16 protein-coding genes are annotated in these 19,045 nt (G+C 48.3%); 12 read left to right on the forward strand and 4 right to left on the reverse strand.

What is annotated here, in order from left to right; all coding sequences use genetic code 11:
* Positions 1-2 precede the first annotated feature (2 nt).
* From pabC to SHEWANA3_RS09330, 6 genes are all read left to right on the forward strand, one after another.
* A complete protein-coding gene (pabC, locus tag SHEWANA3_RS09305; RefSeq protein WP_011716777.1) occupies positions 3-812 on the forward strand; it encodes an aminodeoxychorismate lyase in 810 nt (269 codons plus the stop codon).
* Positions 809-1,819, forward strand: coding sequence for an endolytic transglycosylase MltG (gene mltG / locus SHEWANA3_RS09310; protein ID WP_011716778.1), 1,011 nt, complete (start codon positions 809-811; stop codon positions 1,817-1,819). The genes pabC and mltG overlap by 4 nt, the downstream gene beginning before the upstream one ends.
* Positions 1,816-2,445 (forward strand): dTMP kinase, encoded by a 630-nt coding sequence (tmk, locus tag SHEWANA3_RS09315; RefSeq protein WP_011716779.1) that lies wholly within the window; start codon positions 1,816-1,818, stop codon positions 2,443-2,445. Before mltG ends, tmk begins: the two co-directional genes overlap by 4 nt.
* Entirely contained in the window at positions 2,439-3,395 is a 957-nt protein-coding gene (gene holB / locus SHEWANA3_RS09320) for a DNA polymerase III subunit delta' (RefSeq protein WP_011716780.1), read from the forward strand. Before tmk ends, holB begins: the two co-directional genes overlap by 7 nt.
* 6 nt (positions 3,396-3,401) lie before the next feature.
* Positions 3,402-3,728 carry a PilZ domain-containing protein gene (locus SHEWANA3_RS09325; protein ID WP_011622439.1) on the forward strand — a complete coding sequence of 109 codons (327 nt, stop codon included), beginning with the start codon at positions 3,402-3,404 and terminating at the stop codon, positions 3,726-3,728.
* Positions 3,729-4,092: 364 nt separating this feature from the next.
* Positions 4,093-4,881 carry a YchF/TatD family DNA exonuclease gene (locus tag SHEWANA3_RS09330; protein ID WP_041412606.1) on the forward strand — a complete coding sequence of 263 codons (789 nt, stop codon included), beginning with the start codon at positions 4,093-4,095 and terminating at the stop codon, positions 4,879-4,881.
* Between the two features lie 297 nt (positions 4,882-5,178).
* On the opposite strand, the gene rsmF is transcribed toward SHEWANA3_RS09330, so the two are convergent.
* Positions 5,179-6,627: a 16S rRNA (cytosine(1407)-C(5))-methyltransferase RsmF gene (gene rsmF, locus SHEWANA3_RS09335; protein WP_041412996.1), complete on the reverse strand. Its 1,449-nt coding sequence runs from the start codon at positions 6,625-6,627 to the stop codon at positions 5,179-5,181.
* Between the two features lie 146 nt (positions 6,628-6,773).
* Here rsmF and SHEWANA3_RS09340 point away from each other — a divergent pair, with 146 nt between their 5' ends.
* Positions 6,774-8,000: a spore maturation protein gene (locus SHEWANA3_RS09340; protein ID WP_011716783.1), complete on the forward strand. Its 1,227-nt coding sequence runs from the start codon at positions 6,774-6,776 to the stop codon at positions 7,998-8,000.
* Positions 8,001-8,215: 215 nt separating this feature from the next.
* On the opposite strand, the gene SHEWANA3_RS09345 is transcribed toward SHEWANA3_RS09340, so the two are convergent.
* Genes SHEWANA3_RS09345 through SHEWANA3_RS09355 form a run of 3 tightly spaced genes read right to left on the reverse strand, consistent with a single transcriptional unit; the run spans position 8,216 to position 12,093 of the window.
* On the reverse strand, positions 8,216-10,852 hold the full coding sequence (locus tag SHEWANA3_RS09345; protein ID WP_011716784.1) for an MlaD family protein: 2,637 nt from the start codon (positions 10,850-10,852) through the stop codon (positions 8,216-8,218).
* A complete protein-coding gene (locus SHEWANA3_RS09350; protein ID WP_011716785.1) occupies positions 10,839-11,456 on the reverse strand; it encodes a paraquat-inducible protein A in 618 nt (205 codons plus the stop codon). The genes SHEWANA3_RS09345 and SHEWANA3_RS09350 overlap by 14 nt, the downstream gene beginning before the upstream one ends.
* A gap of 1 nt (position 11,457) precedes the next feature.
* Positions 11,458-12,093: a paraquat-inducible protein A gene (locus SHEWANA3_RS09355; RefSeq protein WP_011716786.1), complete on the reverse strand. Its 636-nt coding sequence runs from the start codon at positions 12,091-12,093 to the stop codon at positions 11,458-11,460.
* Between the two features lie 206 nt (positions 12,094-12,299).
* Here SHEWANA3_RS09355 and SHEWANA3_RS09360 point away from each other — a divergent pair, with 206 nt between their 5' ends.
* The 5 genes from SHEWANA3_RS09360 to pepN all read left to right on the forward strand — a co-directional run bounded on the left by SHEWANA3_RS09360 (position 12,300) and on the right by pepN (position 18,708).
* Complete coding sequence (locus tag SHEWANA3_RS09360; protein WP_011716787.1) at positions 12,300-12,599, forward strand: YebG family protein; 300 nt, start codon at positions 12,300-12,302, stop codon at positions 12,597-12,599.
* 15 nt (positions 12,600-12,614) lie between these two features.
* Positions 12,615-13,073, forward strand: a complete 459-nt coding sequence (locus SHEWANA3_RS09365) for a GAF domain-containing protein (RefSeq protein ID WP_011625985.1) — start codon at positions 12,615-12,617, stop codon at positions 13,071-13,073.
* Between the two features lie 278 nt (positions 13,074-13,351).
* Positions 13,352-13,993, forward strand: coding sequence for an RNA chaperone ProQ (gene proQ, locus SHEWANA3_RS09370; RefSeq protein ID WP_086017251.1), 642 nt, complete (start codon positions 13,352-13,354; stop codon positions 13,991-13,993).
* 28 nt (positions 13,994-14,021) lie between these two features.
* The gene (prc, locus tag SHEWANA3_RS09375) at positions 14,022-16,073 is read left to right on the forward strand and encodes a carboxy terminal-processing peptidase (RefSeq protein ID WP_011716789.1); all 2,052 of its coding nucleotides are present in this window, start codon (positions 14,022-14,024) and stop codon (positions 16,071-16,073) included.
* Between the two features lie 85 nt (positions 16,074-16,158).
* A complete protein-coding gene (gene pepN / locus SHEWANA3_RS09380; RefSeq protein WP_011716790.1) occupies positions 16,159-18,708 on the forward strand; it encodes an aminopeptidase N in 2,550 nt (849 codons plus the stop codon).
* The last annotated feature ends 337 nt before the right edge of the window (positions 18,709-19,045 follow it).

Here is a 19,045-nt window from a genome sequence, read left to right on the forward strand (position 1 = left end):
CCTTGATTTGGGTTAATGGGGTATCACAGGCAAGCATTGCTCCCATGGACAGAGGGCTTGCCTATGGTGATGGCCTATTTGCCACGATGCGAACCGATGCGCATGGCATTTTGTTTTTTGAGCAGCACCAAGCCCGTCTTACGGCTGGCGCTGCGCGGCTAGGGTTCGACTGGCAAATGAGTCAAGCCCTAAGCCAACAACTCGATACTCTCGCCAAGCAATACCCACAGCATTGTATTAAATTGATGCTCACGCGGGGCGTGGGTGGCCGTGGTTATGCGCCACCGGAGCAGGTTCAAGTCACTGAAGTGGTCTCAGTTCATCCTATTCCACCCCAATATGCCTTGTGGCAGCAACAGGGTATTCGCCTTGCGACGTCAGCGGTCCAATTAGGCCATCAACCCTTGTTGGCGGGCATAAAGCATCTTAATCGCCTCGAGCAAGTGTTGATCAAATCTCAGCCATTACCACAGGGTTTTGATGATTGGTTGGTGCTGGATTGTACTGGGCAGGTGATTGAGTCTTCGATGGCCAATATCTTTTTTGTCAAAGGCAATCAAGTGATTACCCCATCGTTGGCGCGCTGCGGCGTCGCGGGTGTGATGCGCGAGCAAGTTATGTTAGCCTTACTTGCACAGCAGATTAATATCGATTGTTTGCCGTTTGGCGCCGAGCGTTTAGTGGAGTTTGACTCGGCATTTATCACTAACAGCGTCTTAGGCGTAGTGGATGTGCTGGCGATTGACTCGCACACTTTTACTCCTTCTCCTTTGACAGCAGATCTTAGACAAACACTTTCACTCTCACTATGAAAAAAATCATTCTGATCGCAAGTTCTACGTTGTTGACCTTGCTGACCTTAGCTTGTTTGGTTGGTTATTGGGGCTATCGAACGATTATTGATTACAGCCAAACCCCCTTAGTCTTAACCGAAGCCAAAGAATTAACCATTGCCCGTGGCACCAGTGTGCACCAATTAGCGCAGCAGTTAGAAACCGATGGTGTTATCCAAGACAAATGGAAACTCAAATGGTTACTGAAATTGCGCCCGGAGCTGGCGAAGATCCGTACTGGTCTTTACGAGATGTCACCTTCGCAGTCGATTGCCGACTTACTCAACGATTTAGCGAATGGTAAGGTGAAAACCTTTAGCCTGACCTTAGTCGAAGGCAAAACCATTGCCGAGTGGGAACAACAACTCGCGAGTGCGCCGCACTTACAGTTGTCCCCCGAAGTCTTTAGTGCGGTATTGATGGAGCAGGGCGACGATTCGGCGTTGCCCGAAGGAAAATTCTTCCCCGATACTTACCATTACACTGCCGATAGCGATGCTAAGGCGCTGCTCACCCAAAGTTATAAGATGATGGAGCAGGAGCTGGCCAAAGCATGGGCGGAGCGTGTGCCCGGTTTACCACTTAAATCGCCCTACCAGATGTTGATCTTGGCATCGATTGTTGAGAAAGAAACTGGCCAAGCGTTTGAGCGTGATCAAATCGCTGGCGTCTTTATCAATCGACTCAATCTGGGGATGAAGCTGCAAACCGATCCAACGGTCATTTATGGTATGGGCGATAGATTTAAAGGCAATATCACCCGTAAAGATCTCGTCGAAGAGACCCCCTTTAACACCTATCGGATTTTCGGTTTACCGCCAACGCCGATTGCTGCGCCGAGTAAGGCGTCATTGCAGGCGGTGTCTAAACCTGCCAAGGTCAGTTATTTATATTTTGTGTCGCGCAACGATGGCACCCATGTGTTTTCGACCACCTTGGAAGAACACAATCGCGCCGTCGATATTTATCAGAGAAAGAAAAAATGACCCAAGCATCCGCCAAATTCATTGTTGTTGAAGGACTGGAAGGCGCAGGCAAATCGAGTGCGATTGCCCTTATTCGCGATTTTATTGAAAAACATACCGGCCTTGCACCCGTGTGTACCCGCGAGCCAGGCGGTACGCCGCTGGCCGAGCGCATTCGTGACTTAGTGAAAATTGCTGACCCAAGCGATCCTCTGTGTGATGAGTCCGAATGTTTATTGATCTACGCCGCTAGAGCCCAGCTCGTCGCCAATGTGATCAAACCCGCGCTGGCAGAAGGCAAGTGGGTGTTAGGGGATAGACACAATCTTTCATCCTTAGCTTACCAAGGCGGTGGACGCGGCTTAATGCCCTTAGTCGAAGCCGTGAGTAACGCGACACTTAAAGGCTTTAAACCTGATTTAACCCTCTATCTTGACCTTGATCCAAAGCTTGGGTTGCTGCGCGCAGCAAAGCGGGGCGAGCTTGATAGGATCGAGCAACAAGCCATCGACTTTTTTGAACGGGCGCGCGCAACTTACCTCAAGCTTGCCAGCGAAGATGAGCGGATTGTTGTCATCGACGCCAGCCAAACCATGGCCGAAGTGCATAAAGATATTCTGGCCGTGTTACAGGCGATGGCATGGTAGCGCAAAGCGGATTTGATGTATTAACCCTGCCTTGGCTCGATACGCCAAGACAGGCGTTTTTAACCCAGTTACAAACCCAAAAAGTCCCCCACGCGCAACTCGTGGGTATCGATTCCGCCTATGGCGGTGAACTCTTGAGTGTGTTTATGGCGCGTGCCGCCATGTGTTCACAACCCACTCCTGCGGGCGGATGCGGTTTTTGTAAGTCCTGCCAGCTATTTGATGCGGGTAATCACCCTGATTTTTATCAAATTGAGGCCGATGGTCATCAAATTAAAGTCGACCAAATTCGTGAGCTGTGTACTCGCCTGAGTGCAACCGCCCAGCAGAGTGGTCGGCGTGTCGCCATCATTCACCACAGCGAGCGCTTAAACTCTGCTTCTGCCAATGCGTTACTCAAGACGCTTGAAGAACCTGGCAAAGACACTTTACTGCTATTACATTCCGATACGCCTGCGCGTTTAATGGCAACGATCAGCAGCCGTTGCCAGCGGCTTCCCTTTGTGGCGCCGTCTAAGATGTTGATCAAAAACTGGTTAATTCAGCACTGTCAGATCCAAGAGGATGTGACTTGGTGTTTGAGTGTGGTCGGCGGCCCATTAAAGTTGGCCGAAAGTTTGCAAACAGATGGAGCACAACCGAGTCGCTATCAAACTTTGTTAGGTTTTCGCAAAGATTGGGCGCAAAGTTTGTCGTCAGGCTATCTGTGTGCTAGTTTGTTAACGATAAGTGAACAACAAATCATTGATGCTCTTAAGGTTTTATACTTACTCCTGAGACAAATTTTACTGAAGTACGGCGACCAAGATGCGTTTGTGCAAGCGCAAATAGGGAACTTGGCGGCGAAAATCATGGGAATGTGTCATAGCTTAAGTGCAATGCCGAGTGTCAATTATTTAGGCTTGTGTCAAAGTTATGTCTTAGAATATAGAGAAATAACAAATAAGTAACATGCCATGGTCGATCTTGTCGTCAATTTTGATACCTTACATCAGCTTTACCGCGCCTATATGCCGTTTATTAAACCGGCAGGGCTGTTTGTCGCCACCGGGGAAACCCATTATCTCGGTGAGACATTAACCATTGCCTATCGTTTACCCGGCGCGACCACCTCAAACGAGTTTCGTGGCGTGGTTGTGTGGATTAATCCGCTGGGCGCATCGGGCGGCCGTCCCGTGGGGATCGGGATTAAAATCGTTTCTGATCCCGATAGCCATAAACACCATATCGAAAAATTGTTATCCCGTGAGCTCGCTTCCGGCGACTTAACCTGCACTATGTAACTGTTATCGTGGTCAGCTAGGGTTTACATCGAGTATTGAACCTGAACTCGGGGTAACGAGTGTCGAAAAAATCTAAATTTAACACCCTAAATCAATGCTGTAACCAATTGTGTTTTTTAAGTTGATAATATTTTCTGACTGAATGCGCAGATTTTTGCGCATATCAAGGCGCTCTGTCGTACGCCATAGCGAGCTATGGTTAGACAGAGCAACGCAGAGAGGCCCGAAAAGATGCCTATTCAGCGGCTCTACTTATCCCGAGCTCAGGTTATTTAGTGCTGAGTGAAGCCTTAGCGGAATTTGACCTCGATCCCATCGCTGAGTATCCTTGTGCTCCTTTTTGTTTCTCTGTGTGGAAATTGCTGTGCTTATCGATTCACATTGCCATCTCGATCGCCTGAAAGCGGCGCCCGATCAACAAACCTTAGAACTTATCCTCGCCAACGCTAAGGCGCGCGGTGTCGACTATATGCTCTGTGTCAATGTGCGCCAGCAGGGATTCGAGTCGATGCGTGACAAGGTTGCAGCTTTCGAACAAGTGTTTTTGTCTTCGGGCGTGCATCCGCTGGATGTGAAAGACGGCCTAGATGTTGAGCAAATTCGCCGTTTTGCGATGGATCCGAAAGTGGTGGCCATTGGCGAAACCGGCTTAGATTATTTTTATGCCGATGAGACCAAAGCCCTGCAACAACAGTGTTTTGAGCAACAAATTGCCTTAGCGGTTGAAGTCAATAAGCCGCTGATTGTGCATACCCGCGATGCCCGTGAAGACACCATCAATATGCTCAAAGCGGGGCAGGCGGACAAAGTCGGTGGCGTGTTGCATTGCTTTACGGAAAACTGGGAAATGGCCAAGGCGGCGATTGACTTAGGTTTTTATATTTCCGTCTCAGGCATTGTGACCTTTAAAAATGCCGGTGAGTTAAGAACCGTGATCCGCAAAGTGCCGAAAGAGCGTTTATTGGTGGAAACCGATTCGCCTTATCTTGCGCCTATTCCACACCGTGGACAGGAGAATCAACCCGCCTATGTGCGTGATGTGGCTGAATTTGTGGCAGAGCTGCGCGGAGAGCGTTACGAGGAGCTTGCCGAGTACACCAGTGAGAACTTCTTTAACTTGTTTAAGGATGCGGCCCGTTTAATCGGCCGATAAGAGGTGTAACTCTTGCTTGCGCCTTGTGAGTAAAGTGGCAGTCAGTAAAGCTCGCTCTATAAAGCTAAAACCCAAAAGCTTAACTCATTAGGCGTAAGCCCATAAAAAAAGGCCCAAAACGATTCCAGCTGTTTGGGCCTAGGGGAATGGCTCGTTGAAGAGCCGTGCGCTACAGATGAAAGCGCCATGCAGTGCGCTTTACAATAGACTCAGTGTAGTTGAGTTTAGTGTGAGTGACACTTTCTCCGCCTCGTTTTTTAGGTTATTTCTCGCTAAAAAATCGCCGATTTATAACCATTATGCCTGTGGTGGTAGCAATAGGACTTTATCTTTTACTAAGTCTCTGGGCAGGCTGTTTTTTAATTTATTGCCTAAATGTTTAGCCATGCCTAAAGGCGCACCGCCATAACAGACAATCACTTCGCCTTGAGCTTTGCCCGCCGTATCGAGGGGAATATCTCGTCCCATCAAATATTCTTTCGCCTGCTCATCGCTTACTTCGACGACTTTCGCGCCATTTTTTGCCCCAGCTTTAAGCGCTTTACCCGCAAGTGCGATAATGGCTTCATGGCGGACTTTAAAGCCATGCTTACTGTGGTCGGCAAGCTTCACCCCAATCCGCTGAAAGCGCATTTTGCCAATAAAGTCTCTAAATTCATGGGGGAAGAGCCAAAACTCATCGTCGCGCACCATAATGAGATCATCGGGCAGTTCGATACCCAGATCATCGGCAAAATAGGCTTGAATGGCTTTGGCTTGTTTGGCACTCGCCTCCGTAAAGGGGAAATTCTTTTGTAATTTAGGCTCAGGTTGCAGACGGGGCACGGAGCGAGTTTTAGTCAGCTTAGCGACAAAAAAGCCTTCACTGTCGTAAATTTGCGGCCAAACGTGCAAAAAGCCTTCTGGCGTAGTGGCTTTTTCAGCGCCATCAAACAATTGGCTTAAGGACTCAAATTGCACCGCATCGCCATAGGTTTGCTGTAAATATTCGCACACGCCTTGGTTTTCGTGCCGATTAAGGGTGCAAGTGGAATACACCAAACTGCCACCCGGTTTTAACGCCAAAAAGGCGGATTCGATTAACGCCTTTTGGGTTTCGCTAATTTCGATTACTTCATCAAGGGACCAAGATTTTAACGCGTCCGCATCTTTACGAACTGTGCCTTCACCGCCGCAGGGAGCATCAATCAATACCGCATCAAAACTTTCATACAGATACTCGCCAAATACCCGTCCATCAAAGTGGGTCAGGGCACAGTGACTGGCACCCATGCGTAGCACATTGGCATGGAGCACTTTGACACGGCTGGCGGAATATTCATTGGCGACTAATAAGCCTTGATTATTCATTAATGCCGCCATTTGAGTGGTCTTAGAGCCGGGCGCAGAGGCTAAATCTAATACACATTGCCAATCCGCATTTGGGGTAAATAGCGCTGTGGGGGGCAACATGGAGCTGGCTTCTTGGATATAGAACAATCCCTGAATATGCTCTAGGGCGTTGCCGAGCTGCTCTTCTTCATCGTAGCTTATCCAGAAGCCATCCTCACACCATGGAATGGGCTCAAAGGTCCATCCTTTGGGCTGCATTAAGCGCTTAAAGTCTTCACTGCTGGTCTTTAAGGTATTGACGCGAATCGAGCGACGTAGTGGTCTCGAACAGGCCGCAATAAAGTCATCCATTGAGAGATGGGCGGGCAGTTCTTGGGCAATAGTATTGATAAAATTTTGATTTAATTGAACCATAACGGGATTAGGCTGTGTATCAACTGCGGCAAGTATATCATAATCCTTTACTGGGCTGGGATTTTCTCCCTTGGCTTTTGCCATCCCAAACGAGTCATTAAAGCAACACAAAGACAAAGCATGAATAAGAATAAGGAAGGGGCAGAGTGCTAAATCGGGTGTGGTTAGTGTTTTTCCTCACATCACTGCTGGCGATGGCGGTACAGCTGTTTAATGGGCATATCGAAGTGCTAGCCAACGCGGTAGAGGCCCTGTTTGCCAGCGCTAAACTCGCCGCTGAAATCGCCTTAGGCTTAGTGGGCGTTTTATCCCTGTGGATGGGATTAATGCGAATTGGTGAAAAGGCAGGGGTTGTTGGGGCGATTGCCTTTGTGTTTGAGCCGCTGCTGCGCCGCGTGATGCCTGAAGTGCCCAAGGGGCATCCCGCCTTTGGCAGTATGACGATGAACTTAACGGCCAACGTATTTGGGCTGGATAATGCCGCAACGCCATTGGGATTAAAGGCAATGCAGGATTTGCAGAGTCTTAATCCGGTCAAAACCGTCGCGACCAATGCGCAAATTCTATTTTTAGTGCTCAATACCTCCTCGGTGACCTTAGTTCCTGTCACTGTGTTTTTATACCGTGCCCAACAGGGCGCAGCCGCACCAGCGGACATTTTTTTACCCATTATCCTTGCCACATCAGCCTCAACCTTAGCGGGGCTTTTGATCGTCGCTGTTGTGCAGCGGCTTTCACTGCTCAATGCAGTGGTACTCGGATATGGCGCAGTACTGCTGTCAGCATTAGTCGCTAGTGGCTTTTATTTGATGACCTTAACGGCTGACGCGATTGGCACAGTATCGACCGCCTTAGGTAACGGGGTATTGCTACTGTTAGTCTTCAGTTTTGTGCTGGTGGCTGGCATGCGAAAAGTGGCGATTTATGATGAGTTTATCGAAGGCGCCAAGGCGGGGTTTAACCAATCGATTCAACTTATTCCGTATCTGTTAGCCATGCTGCTGGCGATTGGCTTACTCAGGGCGTCGGGCGCGTTGGATTACCTGCTGCAACTGATTGCCAGTGGGGTGAGTCTTTTCGGGTTTGATACTCGCTTTGTCGATGCGATGCCAACCGCATTAATGAAACCTTTTAGCGGTTCGGGCGCGCGGGCCATGATGCTCGAAACCATGGCGCATCATGGTGTGGACTCCTTTGCAGGGCGCTTGGCGGCGATTTTCCAAGGGAGTACTGAAACGACTTTCTATGTGTTAGCCGTTTACTTTGGCTCCGTTGGGATCCGTCACGGGCGCCATGCGCTCGCCTGTGGCTTAACGGCCGACTTTGCGGGGATCTGCGCCGCAATTGCGGTCTGTTATTGGTTTTATGGCTAAGGATGCAATTGAGAAGAGCTGATTGACAGCGATAGTAGACTGTTGCTTTAGCATATAAAAATCAGGCGCATTAGAGTTTATCTAATGCGCCTGATTGTTAAGTGATACCGAGGGCTCTTGGCTTATTAAGCTGACCCAAGAACATCGGCTCAGACTAAGATTTAACTAAAACCCTTACGCTAGAGAGCTTTAGCTGGCCAGAGTCATTGTTTTAGCTACTGGGCCGGAGCCCATTCCTGCCATTCGCTCTGGGCCTTGTGTTGCAACTTAATCACAGCACCTTGGCTTAAGCGGTTACCTGTTTGCGTTGTTTCCTTGGTAGCGACATTAATGCCGCCCGCCAATAGGGTTTCGAGCGAGCCGGCTTCAATTTGCGCACCAGAGAAAATCCCCACATCGACTTTAATGCCTGAAGCGTCCCAGAACTGACTGCTCTGATTCACTAAGTGGCTGTACTGCGGCTCAATATGCGCTTGCATTAGCACACTGTTGCCTTGAGACGACAGACTATAACCATCGATTTGGCCGACTTTAATACCACGGAAGAAGATAGGCGTGCCGACTTTCATCGAGCCAAGGTTGCTATCCTCTAAGGTAAACTTAAGCGCATCTTCGGCCACGTTGGCATAGCTGCTCTCAACCAATTTGGCTTGGAAGTGGGTGGCTTTTTGGTTGCTCTTACCCGGTAACACGCCAATATAAGGTCCAGTAATTAAGGTTTCTGGCGCTTTGATCCCCGCTAGGGAGATTTGCGCATCAACCATATGGTATTCAGTATCACTGCGGCTGAAGTGCTCGGCATAGTCGCCATAGAGATAAGCCGTTGCCGTGAGGGTAGTTAAGTCGGTATTGAGCTTAACTTGCGTCACTTCACCTACTTGATGGCCTTGGTAACGAATGGCGGCTTTGGCGGCCAATTTCGCCGAGGCGGGTAAGGTGAGTTTGATGGCTTGAGCCTGGGCTAAGGCGAGCTGTTTACTTTCGTATAGTTTAAGTGCCGCATTCGGTTCAGCCGTTGAACTATCCAACAAACCTAAGCTGATGCTGCCCTTTAACGCACCTTGTAGTGGTGCGACGGCGACATCAATACCCGCAAGACTGGCACTGACATCCACGGCACTGTTGCGCCAAAACACTTTAGGTTTTTGCACTAAGGGTTGGAACTGCTTATCGATAGCGATCTTAATCGCAAAGTCTTCGGTTTTACTCTGCCAGTTGACCGATTCCACGCTACCGATTTGCATTTTTTTATAGTAAATCGGTGAGCCTTGGCTGACATCGGCGCCATCGACGCTACTGAGGGTAAAGTACAGACGTTGCTGCCGAGCAAAGAATTGTTTTGCTTCATCTATCGAGCTAAAGAGTGACAGGCGAGTATTGGCCGCAAGCGGTGTGTCGCTACTTCCTGGAATAAGACTCACAGCCCCTTTGGTGAGGGTCGCCATATCACGGGTTTTCACCGACACTCCATCGAGTGAGGCATCGATGCTCAGCGCAGACTCGGGGATAAAATAGCTGTCACTGCGAACTAAGCTGGCAAACTCAGGTTGCAGCTCGAGTTGATATTCAACGGCCGACAGATCTTTAGTTAATCTCACCGCCAGCACCTCACCGATAGACAGCTGCTTGTAACGCACTTCAGCGCCTGCGGTGAGGCCCATATTTTCAGTCGAGGTAATAGTGAGCTGACGTTTCTTGGCCTTCAGTAGATCGGGCGCCGACTCTTGCAGGGCAAAACTACTAGGCAGCGCCGTATTGGCATTGGTGCCGGGTAAAAAGTTAATCACGCTGCCCGTGAGTAAGCGTTCGGGGTTTTTGATCCCAGAGAGCGAAATATCGGCGCCTTCAAGCCAAAACAGCCCGTCACTGGTTAACAGGTTAGCGTATTCAGGCTCAAACTTTGCCACCGCAGTCACGCCGGTTGCGGTGAGTTGTTTGCTTTGTAGGGTGCCAATGGTGATGCCGCGATACACAATGCGAGTGCCTTTATCAATCGCGTTGCCATCGTTCATGGTCAGGCTGACTTCAATTCCGCCAAGGGCGCTGGTTTCGGAATCATAGAGGGCAAAACTGTCACCATTTTGTGCCGCAGGCGCTTTATCATCGGAGCTGAAACTCACGCCGCCCGCCAGAATCGAAGCCAGGCTCTCTGTGTTGACTTTAATGCCCGCTAAACTGGCGTCGACTTTCACGCCGGATACGTTCCAAAAGTGGGAGTTTTTCTTCACTAAACGCGCATATTGCTCTTGGATAAAGGCGCTGATAATCACTCTGGCGTTGCCGTCTAAACGGTAGCTGACCACGCTGCCGACGGGGATCTGACGAAAGAATACCGGCGAGCCTACGTCCAACGAGCCGAGTTTATCGGCCGTCAGTTCAATCATCACCCCTTCAGTACCGATTTGCATCGGTGGTGGTTGACGCTCAGCCTCGAAGAAGGTGGCGGCATTGCCTTTACCGGGCTGAATTGCGATATAGTTGCCCGAAAATAGCGCATCTAGGCCTTCAACACCCGTGATGCTGGCTTTTGGAGTGACTAACCAGAAAAGGGTCTCTTTATTTAAGAAAGGCTTAGCGCGATAGTCCATCATGACTTTGACGTTTACGCCCTTAAGATCCTCATCGATACCAATGTCTTTCACCTTACCGACGGTAAGACCTTGATATTTGACTAAGGTTTTACCCACGTCGATCCCCGTGGCACTGGGGAAGTGGATCTGAATTTCAATGCCCGATTCTTTGATGCTCTTAATGCCCAGCCATGCGCCGAGTGCGAGCGCCACAATTGGGAGCAGCCAAATCGGCGAAAAGAGTTTTTTCTTCACAACTTTTGGCGATTCAATTTGTGTCATCTTGAGGTTCCAATCGATCCCAGAGTAAACGAGTGTCTAAAACTTTTGCGGCAAGTTGCGTCAGTAAAATCACCAATGCAAACGCCGTGGCCGCGGGTGCAGGCTTTGCATCGAGTAGTTGCCCCATATTGACGAGGGCAACGGTTAGGGAAATTACAAACAAATCGAGCATCGACCAGCGGCCAATCCACTCAATCACATGAAATCCCACCATGAGTTTCTTTTTTGAAATCGGCAAATTAAAGCTAATGGCACAGAGGTAAGTGGCCAAACCGATAATCTTCACCCAAGGCACTAAGATACTGGCGATAAACACGATAATAGCGATGGGTAACATATCCGAATGCACTAAATGGATAATGCCAGAGAAGATCGTATCGTGGCGCACTTGCCCCTGATTGGTGAGCATAGTAATAGGGTAGAGGTTAGCGGGAACCAACAAAATGGCGGCGGTGATCAGCAGCGCCCAACTTTTTTGTAAGCTACTGTAATCGCGCACCTGTAACTCGGCTTCACAGCGGCTGCAATGAGTGTTATCACTGCTATTGAGCTGCCGGCACACTCGGCACAGACACAGGTCTAAATCTTTCCCCTGTTGTTTCATCTTAGCGGCGCCCCTGCATCAGTAGACTCCACATATGCTCAATATCGTATTCCCGCTGTAAGAACAGGGTGACTAAAAAAAGCATAGTGAAGCAAAAGGTGCCCATTCCGAAGTAAATATCAGAAAAATCAGATAATTGAAATGAAGAAACCAGAAAGCTAATCACATAAATCTCCAGCATAGTCAGCTGGGATAGCAGCCCTTGAAGTTTTAATAACTGTTTGAGGCTGCGACGCCAAAAGGGGCTACCAAGTCCCCATTTGACAATCAAAATCTGGCTGAGGATCGATAGGATCAATAAACCCGGACCAATCACGGCGGCGGCGAGCACGGCTAGTCCCACGACCCAATAACCTTGGTCGAACACCGCAAAGGCGCCCTGAAACACTGTTGTGGTGCGAATACTGCCCAAAAAGTGGATTTCGAGTACAGGGAAAAAATTGGCGGGGAAATAGAACACCAGCGCGGTAATGCACAGCGCCAACATGCCGTTTACAGAGCAGTATGGTGTGTCATAAAGTGCGGTACTGCAGCGCGGGCACAACGCCCTAACACCCGTAGGTAGGGCGCGCTTTCGAATGGCCAAGTCGCAGGAACGACAGAGGATTACAGAGTTTTCTGCTGTATTTTCATGCATATAAAAATATTAAATTAGCCCCAAAGCCATTGAGATTGCGCAAATAATCTGTAAACGAGCAGATTATCCAATGAGACATCAAACAGCTTGACCCATCTCGACAACGAAAAGCGCACTCATAATATCAGAATAATCAGAACACTTGCATCACTAGTTCACTTTATGTCATCCTGATTACTGTATATAAAAACAGTGCGAGGGCAGTCATGGCAGTTATTACACAGTTTGTCGTGGTAAGAGAAGGGGTGGAGAAGATGACATTCATATCGAAAAAGGAGGCTGATGCCTACGATAAGATGCTCGACATCGCCGATAACCTCATTCCATTTATTCAAAAAGCGCAGCTCGAAATTGATGAAACCGTGAGCGAACAGCTCGCATTCTATTTTGCGAACAATAAAGATGAGCTGACAAACTTGCTTAAAGGCATAGTTCAAGTTAATAGTACGCCATCAAAACAAAATGCAGCGAAAAAAGCGCCTAAGAAGGACGACGCTGCCGAATAATTTTTTAGGAAGTCTATGAAACCGCAATTTTATGAGTCACTGAATCGTCAAGCGCTGGCCTTACTCGAGGGCGAGGATGATTTAGTGGCTGCTATGGCTAACTTTTCTGCTTTGCTAAACGATAACCTAACCGAACTGAACTGGGTGGGTTTTTACGTGATGCGTGGCGAACAGCTGGTGTTGGGTCCTTTCCAAGGTAAAGTGGCCTGTACCCGTATTCCAATGGGTAAGGGCGTGTGCGGTACCGCCGCACAAACCAATCAGACGCAGCGTGTCGCCGATGTGCATCAATTTGATGGCCATATCGCCTGCGACTCGGCCAGTAATTCTGAAATTGTTATCCCAGTCCGCGCCGATGGTAAGGTTGTGGCCGTGCTGGATATCGATAGTCCTATTTTTGACCGCTTCGATGAAGAGGACCAAAAGGGCTTGGAATTATTGGTAAAAAGCTTCGAAAACTGCCTATTTGCTTAATTTGCGTACAATAACGCATAATTCATAGTCGCAATCGGTGGCGTGCGCCTTATAATAGCGCATGCATTGATAAGGCTTATTTTGAGCGCAGCCGAAATAAGCCTGATAGGTTCAGCCGTGAAAAATTGTTAACTTATATTTTTTAACTTTAGTTAACTCGGCGAGAATGCTAATTTGTACTTTGGCTCATATGTGGGCTTAACCAAGATAAACGACTCGTAAGAAGCTGATTTTTATCACCTCGGATTCGATGTCCCTTTTTAACTGTGGAAGTAATGATGGAATCAACAGATAAGTTGACCGACACCAACGCAATTTTGGCGTATTTGTATGAAACATTTCCTTTGTGCTTTATTGCTGAAGGTGAAACTAAGCCATTAAAAATCGGATTGTTTCAAGATTTGGCTGAAAGGTTGGCTGATGATTCTAAAGTCAGTAAAACTCAACTGCGAGTTGCCTTAAGACGCTACACCAGCAGCTGGCGCTACCTGAAATCGGTAAAAGCCGGTGCACAGCGTGTAGACCTCGACGGTCAACCATGCGGTGAGTTAGAGCAAGAGCATATCGATCATGCTCAAGCGATGTTGAAAGAAAGCCAAGATAAAGCCAAAGCTAAGCGTGCTGCTCAAGCACCTAAAGCGGCGCCTGCTGGCAAAGCGCCTGCGAAGAAAGCCCCTAAGAAAGTGGCTGTACCTGCACGTAAGACTGAGCGCCCAGCAAAAGCAGCCCCTAAGGCTGAGCCTGCGGTTAACTTAGTGCAAGCGCAATTGACCGATCTAACCAAGAAGCAACGTGTCAATGTTAAGTTAGGTATGACGCCAGTAGCCGGCGTGATCACCGATATTAACAAAGAGGACATTCATGTTCAGCTGGATAGCGGCTTAACGGTAAAAGTGAAAGCGGAACATATCCTGCTGTAATCATTTAATCAAACGGAGTAACTTGTTGATGCGAAAACTCACTTTGGCTACATCCATTGCCACTGTTTTTGTCGGATTCTCGGCTTGGGCTGTACCACCCACGATTCAAATCAGCGAGTTACCCACTCTCAAGCAGGAAGCGCAGCATAAAGTGGCGAGTAAGCGAGTGACGGATTTATACACTCGTTCCCACTATCACAGATTCGCCTTAGACGATGCGTTTTCGGCGCAGATCTTCGACCGTTACCTGCAACAACTCGATTACCGTCGTAATGTGCTGACGCAAGCCGATGTCGACAGTTTTAAGCCTTATACCAATCAATTCGATGATATGTTGAGTTCGGGCGATCTTGATCCTGCCTACAAGATGTTTGATTTGGTGCAAAAGCGCCGCTACGAAGGCTTTGTGTACGCGCTTTCTCTGCTCGATAAAGAGATGGATTTCACCGTGCCAGGTGATGCCTACGAGTACGACAGAGAAGATGCGGCTTGGCCGAAAGATCAAGCCGAGATCAACGAGTTGTGGCGCCAACGTGTTAAATACGATGCGTTGAATCTGAAACTCACAGGCAAGAAATGGCCTGAGATCGTCGATATTCTGCAAAAGCGTTATAACAACGCCATCAAACGTCTGACCCAGACCAATAGCGAAGATGTGTTCCAAGCGGTGATGAATGCATTTTCTCGCAGCATCGAGCCACACACTAGCTATTTATCGCCCCGTAATGCTGAGCGTTTCCAAATGGAAATGAACTTAAGCCTCGAAGGTATTGGTGCGCAGTTACAGCTCGAAGACGATTACACTGTCATCAAGAGTTTGATTGCAGGTGGTCCTGCGGCCAGCAGTGAAAAACTGTCGCCGGAAGATAAGATTGTCGGTGTCGGCCAAGAAGGCGGTGAGATTGTTGATGTGATCGGCTGGCGATTAGACGATGTGGTCGATCTGATTAAAGGCCCTAAGGGCAGTAAAGTTATATTACAGATTTTACCTAAGAAGGGCGGTTCTAACGCTAAGCCGTTCAATCTGACCTTAGTGCGCGACAAAATCCGTCTAGAAGACCGTGCCGCGACCTCAAAGATCATCGAGCCAAAAGACGGTGAATACGCCAACCGTAAAGTGGGTGTGATTCAAATTCCTGGTTTCTATATGAATTTATCCCAGGATGTCGAAAAAGAATTGGTGAAGTTAAACGAAGCCAAGGTTGAAGGTGTCGTTATCGACTTACGTGGTAATGGCGGCGGTGCGTTAACCGAAGCCGTATTACTGACCGGACTCTTTATCGATATGGGCCCTGTAGTGCAAGTGCGTGACGCCGATGGTCGAGTGTCTGCCCACCGTGATAACGATGGCAAGACGACGTATGCTGGTCCGTTAACCATTATGGTTGACCGTTACAGTGCATCAGCCTCTGAGATTTTTGCCGCTGCCTTGCAAGATTATGACCGTGCGCTGATTGTCGGTGAGTCTAGCTTTGGTAAAGGCACTGTGCAGCAGCATAAGAGCCTGGGTCGTATCTACGATATGTACGAGAAGCCAATTGGCCATGTGCAGTATACGATTCAAAAGTTCTACCGTATCAACGGTGGTAGTACGCAGCTTAAGGGCGTAACCCCGAACATTGCTTACCCAAGTGCGTTAGAGCCGGGTGAATACGGTGAAGCGGAAGAGAAGAATGCTCTACCTTGGGACAAAGTGCCGATGGCGCAATACGGTACGCTAAACGACATCACTCCTGAGTTAGTGGCGAGTTTAGAGAAAAAACACCTTGCCCGTATTCAGAACGATGTTGAGTTTAACTATATCAATCAAGATATTGCCGACTTTAAAAAGCATCATAAAGAGAAAACTGTCTCCTTAGTTGAAAGTGAGCGTATTGCCTCACGTGAAGCCGATGAGAAGAAAGTCCTCGATAGAACCAACGAGCGTCGTGTTGCCCATGGTTTAGCCGCGGTTAAATCGATGGAAGACATTAAAGACAAAGACGATGTTGAAGCACCGGATGCCTTCTTAGACGAAACGGCCTATATCACCTTAGATATGGCGGATGCAAAAAAGCTGGCTAACGCTGGCACTAAATAGGCGGTTATCGCGCCTGTTTACCTTATTTTAAAACGCGCTTATGGCGCGTTTTTCTTATTTAGAACAAAGTGTTAAAGGGAACGACATGACACAAGCTCAAGCAAAATACCTTAAAGATTATCAAGCTCCCCAGTTCACGATCGAAACCATTGATTTAGATTTTAATCTCGATGGTAAAAACACTCTGGTTAAAGCCGTTAGCAAAGTTAAACGCACTTCTTCCCACACCAATCCCTTAGTGCTCGATGGTGAAAGTTTGACCTTAGTGAGTGTGGCTATCGATGGACAAGCGGCGGTGTATCACGCGAGTGAAGGGCAGTTGTCAATCGAGACTTCGCTGAATGAATTTGAGTTGACCATCATCACTCAACTGGATCCCGAGGCTAACTCAAGCCTCGAAGGGCTCTATATGTCCGACGGCGCCTACTGTACTCAGTGCGAAGCCGAGGGCTTTAGACGTATCACTTATTTTCTCGATCGCCCGGATGTGTTAGCCAAATACACAGTGCGAATCGAGGCCGATAAGCTGGCGTTTCCGTTCCTGCTCAGCAACGGCAACTTGATTGAAAAAGGCGAGCTCGATGGGGGGCGCCATTATGTGCGCTGGCAAGATCCCTTCCCAAAACCCGCCTATCTGTTTGCCTTAGTCGCTGGCGATTTCGATCTGCTGCAGGATGAGTTTATCACCCGTAGTCATCGCAAAGTGGTACTGCAGGTGTTTGTTGATAAAGGTAATTTGCACAAAGCACACCATGCGATGGCGTCCCTGAAAAAGTCCATGGCTTGGGATGAGTCCCGTTTTGACCTCGAGTACGACTTAGATATTTACATGATAGTCGCGGTCGACTTTTTCAATATGGGGGCGATGGAAAACAAAGGCTTAAACATCTTTAATACCAAGTATGTGTTGGCCGATACCTTGACCGCAACCGACGAGGATTACCACGGCATTGAATCTGTGGTCGGCCATGAGTATTTCCACAACTGGACGGGTAACCGTGTGACTTGCCGTGACTGGTTCCAATTAAGCCTCAAGGAAGGCTTAACAGTGTTTCGAGATCAGGAATTTAGTTCGGATTTAGGCTCTCGTGCCGTGAACCGAATTCACGCAATTAAAGTCATCAAAAACCAGCAGTTTGCAGAAGACTCAGGCCCAATGGCGCATCCTATCCGCCCCGAGTCTGTGATTGAGATGAATAACTTTTATACCGTGACCGTGTATAACAAGGGTGCCGAAGTTATTCGCATGATGCACACCCTGTTGGGGGAAGCCCATTTCCAGGCGGGGATGAAGTTATACTTCAAACGTCATGATGGCCAAGCTGTGACCTGCGATGATTTTGTCGCGGCGATGGAAGATGCCAGTGGTATCGATTTAACGCAATTCCGCCTCTGGTATAGCCAAGCCGGCACCCCAATTGTTACCGCAAGTGACAGTTTGGATGCCGAGACTGGGACTTACCAGTTAACCCTCAAGCAAACCTTAGCGGGCTGCGCTTCACCCTTACATATTCCCTTTAGCCTAGAGCTGTTAGATGAGAAAGGGCTATCACTGGTAAATCAAGTACTTGATTTTACTCAATCAGAGCAAGTGTTTAACTTTGAAGGTATGCGCCATAAACCCGTTGCCTCCTTACTACAGGATTTCTCTGCACCAGTTAAATTGCATTATCCCTTTGAAATCGACCACCTAGTACATTTGATGCGTTTTGCCTCGAGTGAAGTGGCGCGTTGGGAGGCATCGGTTGCGCTCGTGAGCCAAGCGATTTGGCAAAATGTGGCGCATTTACAGCAACATCACACCATGACCTTAGATGAGCGTGTGAAAGACAGTTTTAAAGGCGCCTTACTCGATGAGCAGTTAGATCAGGCGCTGATGGCGGAAATATTAGCCATACCATCGGCCTCGGCCTTGATTGAGCAAACCGACACGGTCGATTTAGATGCCTTAGCCTTAGCCCGTGAATTTGTGCTCACAGAGCTTGCCGCCTATTGTGAAGATGAGTTAACGGCGCTGTATCGCTCATTGGTAAACCGTGATTGCACTAAAGCGCGCGCGTTAAAAAATCAGTGTCTTAACTGGTTGAGCCGAGTCAGTAGCGATGCCGAAAGCTTTGTGGTTGAGCAATTTGAGAAGGCTGCCAATATGACCGACTCACTCGGCGCATTAAGCGCGGCCAATGTCGGCTCGTTACCTTGCCGTGCACATTTGATGGCAATGTTTGAAGCCCGCTGGCGCGATACTCCGCTGGTCATGGACAAATGGTTTATGTTGCAGGCGACCCATGATGAGGAAGGGGTGATTGATAGCTTACGTCAATTACAGCAGCACGCGAGCTTTAGCATGAGCAATCCTAACCGCGTACGTTCACTGATTGGCAGCTTTGCTGCCGGGAATATTTACCAGTTCCACCGCGCCGATGGCAAAGGTTACGAATTTTTAACTGAATGCCTTATCAGCTTAAATAAACTCAACCCGCAGGTTGCAGCGCGTATGGTGACGCCACTCATTCAATTCAGTAAGTTTGATACGGCGCGTCAGGCCAAGATCAAGGCTTGTTTAACGCGATTACTGGCGTTACCAGAGCTTTCAAAGGACTTATTCGAGAAAGTATCTAAAGCCTTAGCGCAATAAGAGTTGGGCGAGGGCAGCATTTTGCTGCCCTTATCTTTTAAGCCGTTTTCCGCGAAAATTTGCAAGCTGCTGGATATTTTGTGGCTTGATGTCGAGTGTCTTAAAGTGAGTGTCTTTGATTTAGATACTAAACACATAGGGGCTTTGAACGTTAAGCTCTAGGAGAAAATGCCTTAGAAGTAGGGCTTTATAAATGTCTGTCCTAGGTGTTAGTTCCTTGAAGTGAGCACTCAGTACTCCTTTTTAAACCCTGTGGAAATTGCGCTCTTTTGGATGGATGCACAGTCAGGGGCATACCTTAGTCATACTCTTTTGCTCGTTAAGTTAAACCTAAGGA

It is taken from the genome of Shewanella sp. ANA-3 (genome assembly GCF_000203935.1).
Taxonomy (GTDB): Bacteria; Pseudomonadota; Gammaproteobacteria; order Enterobacterales; family Shewanellaceae; genus Shewanella.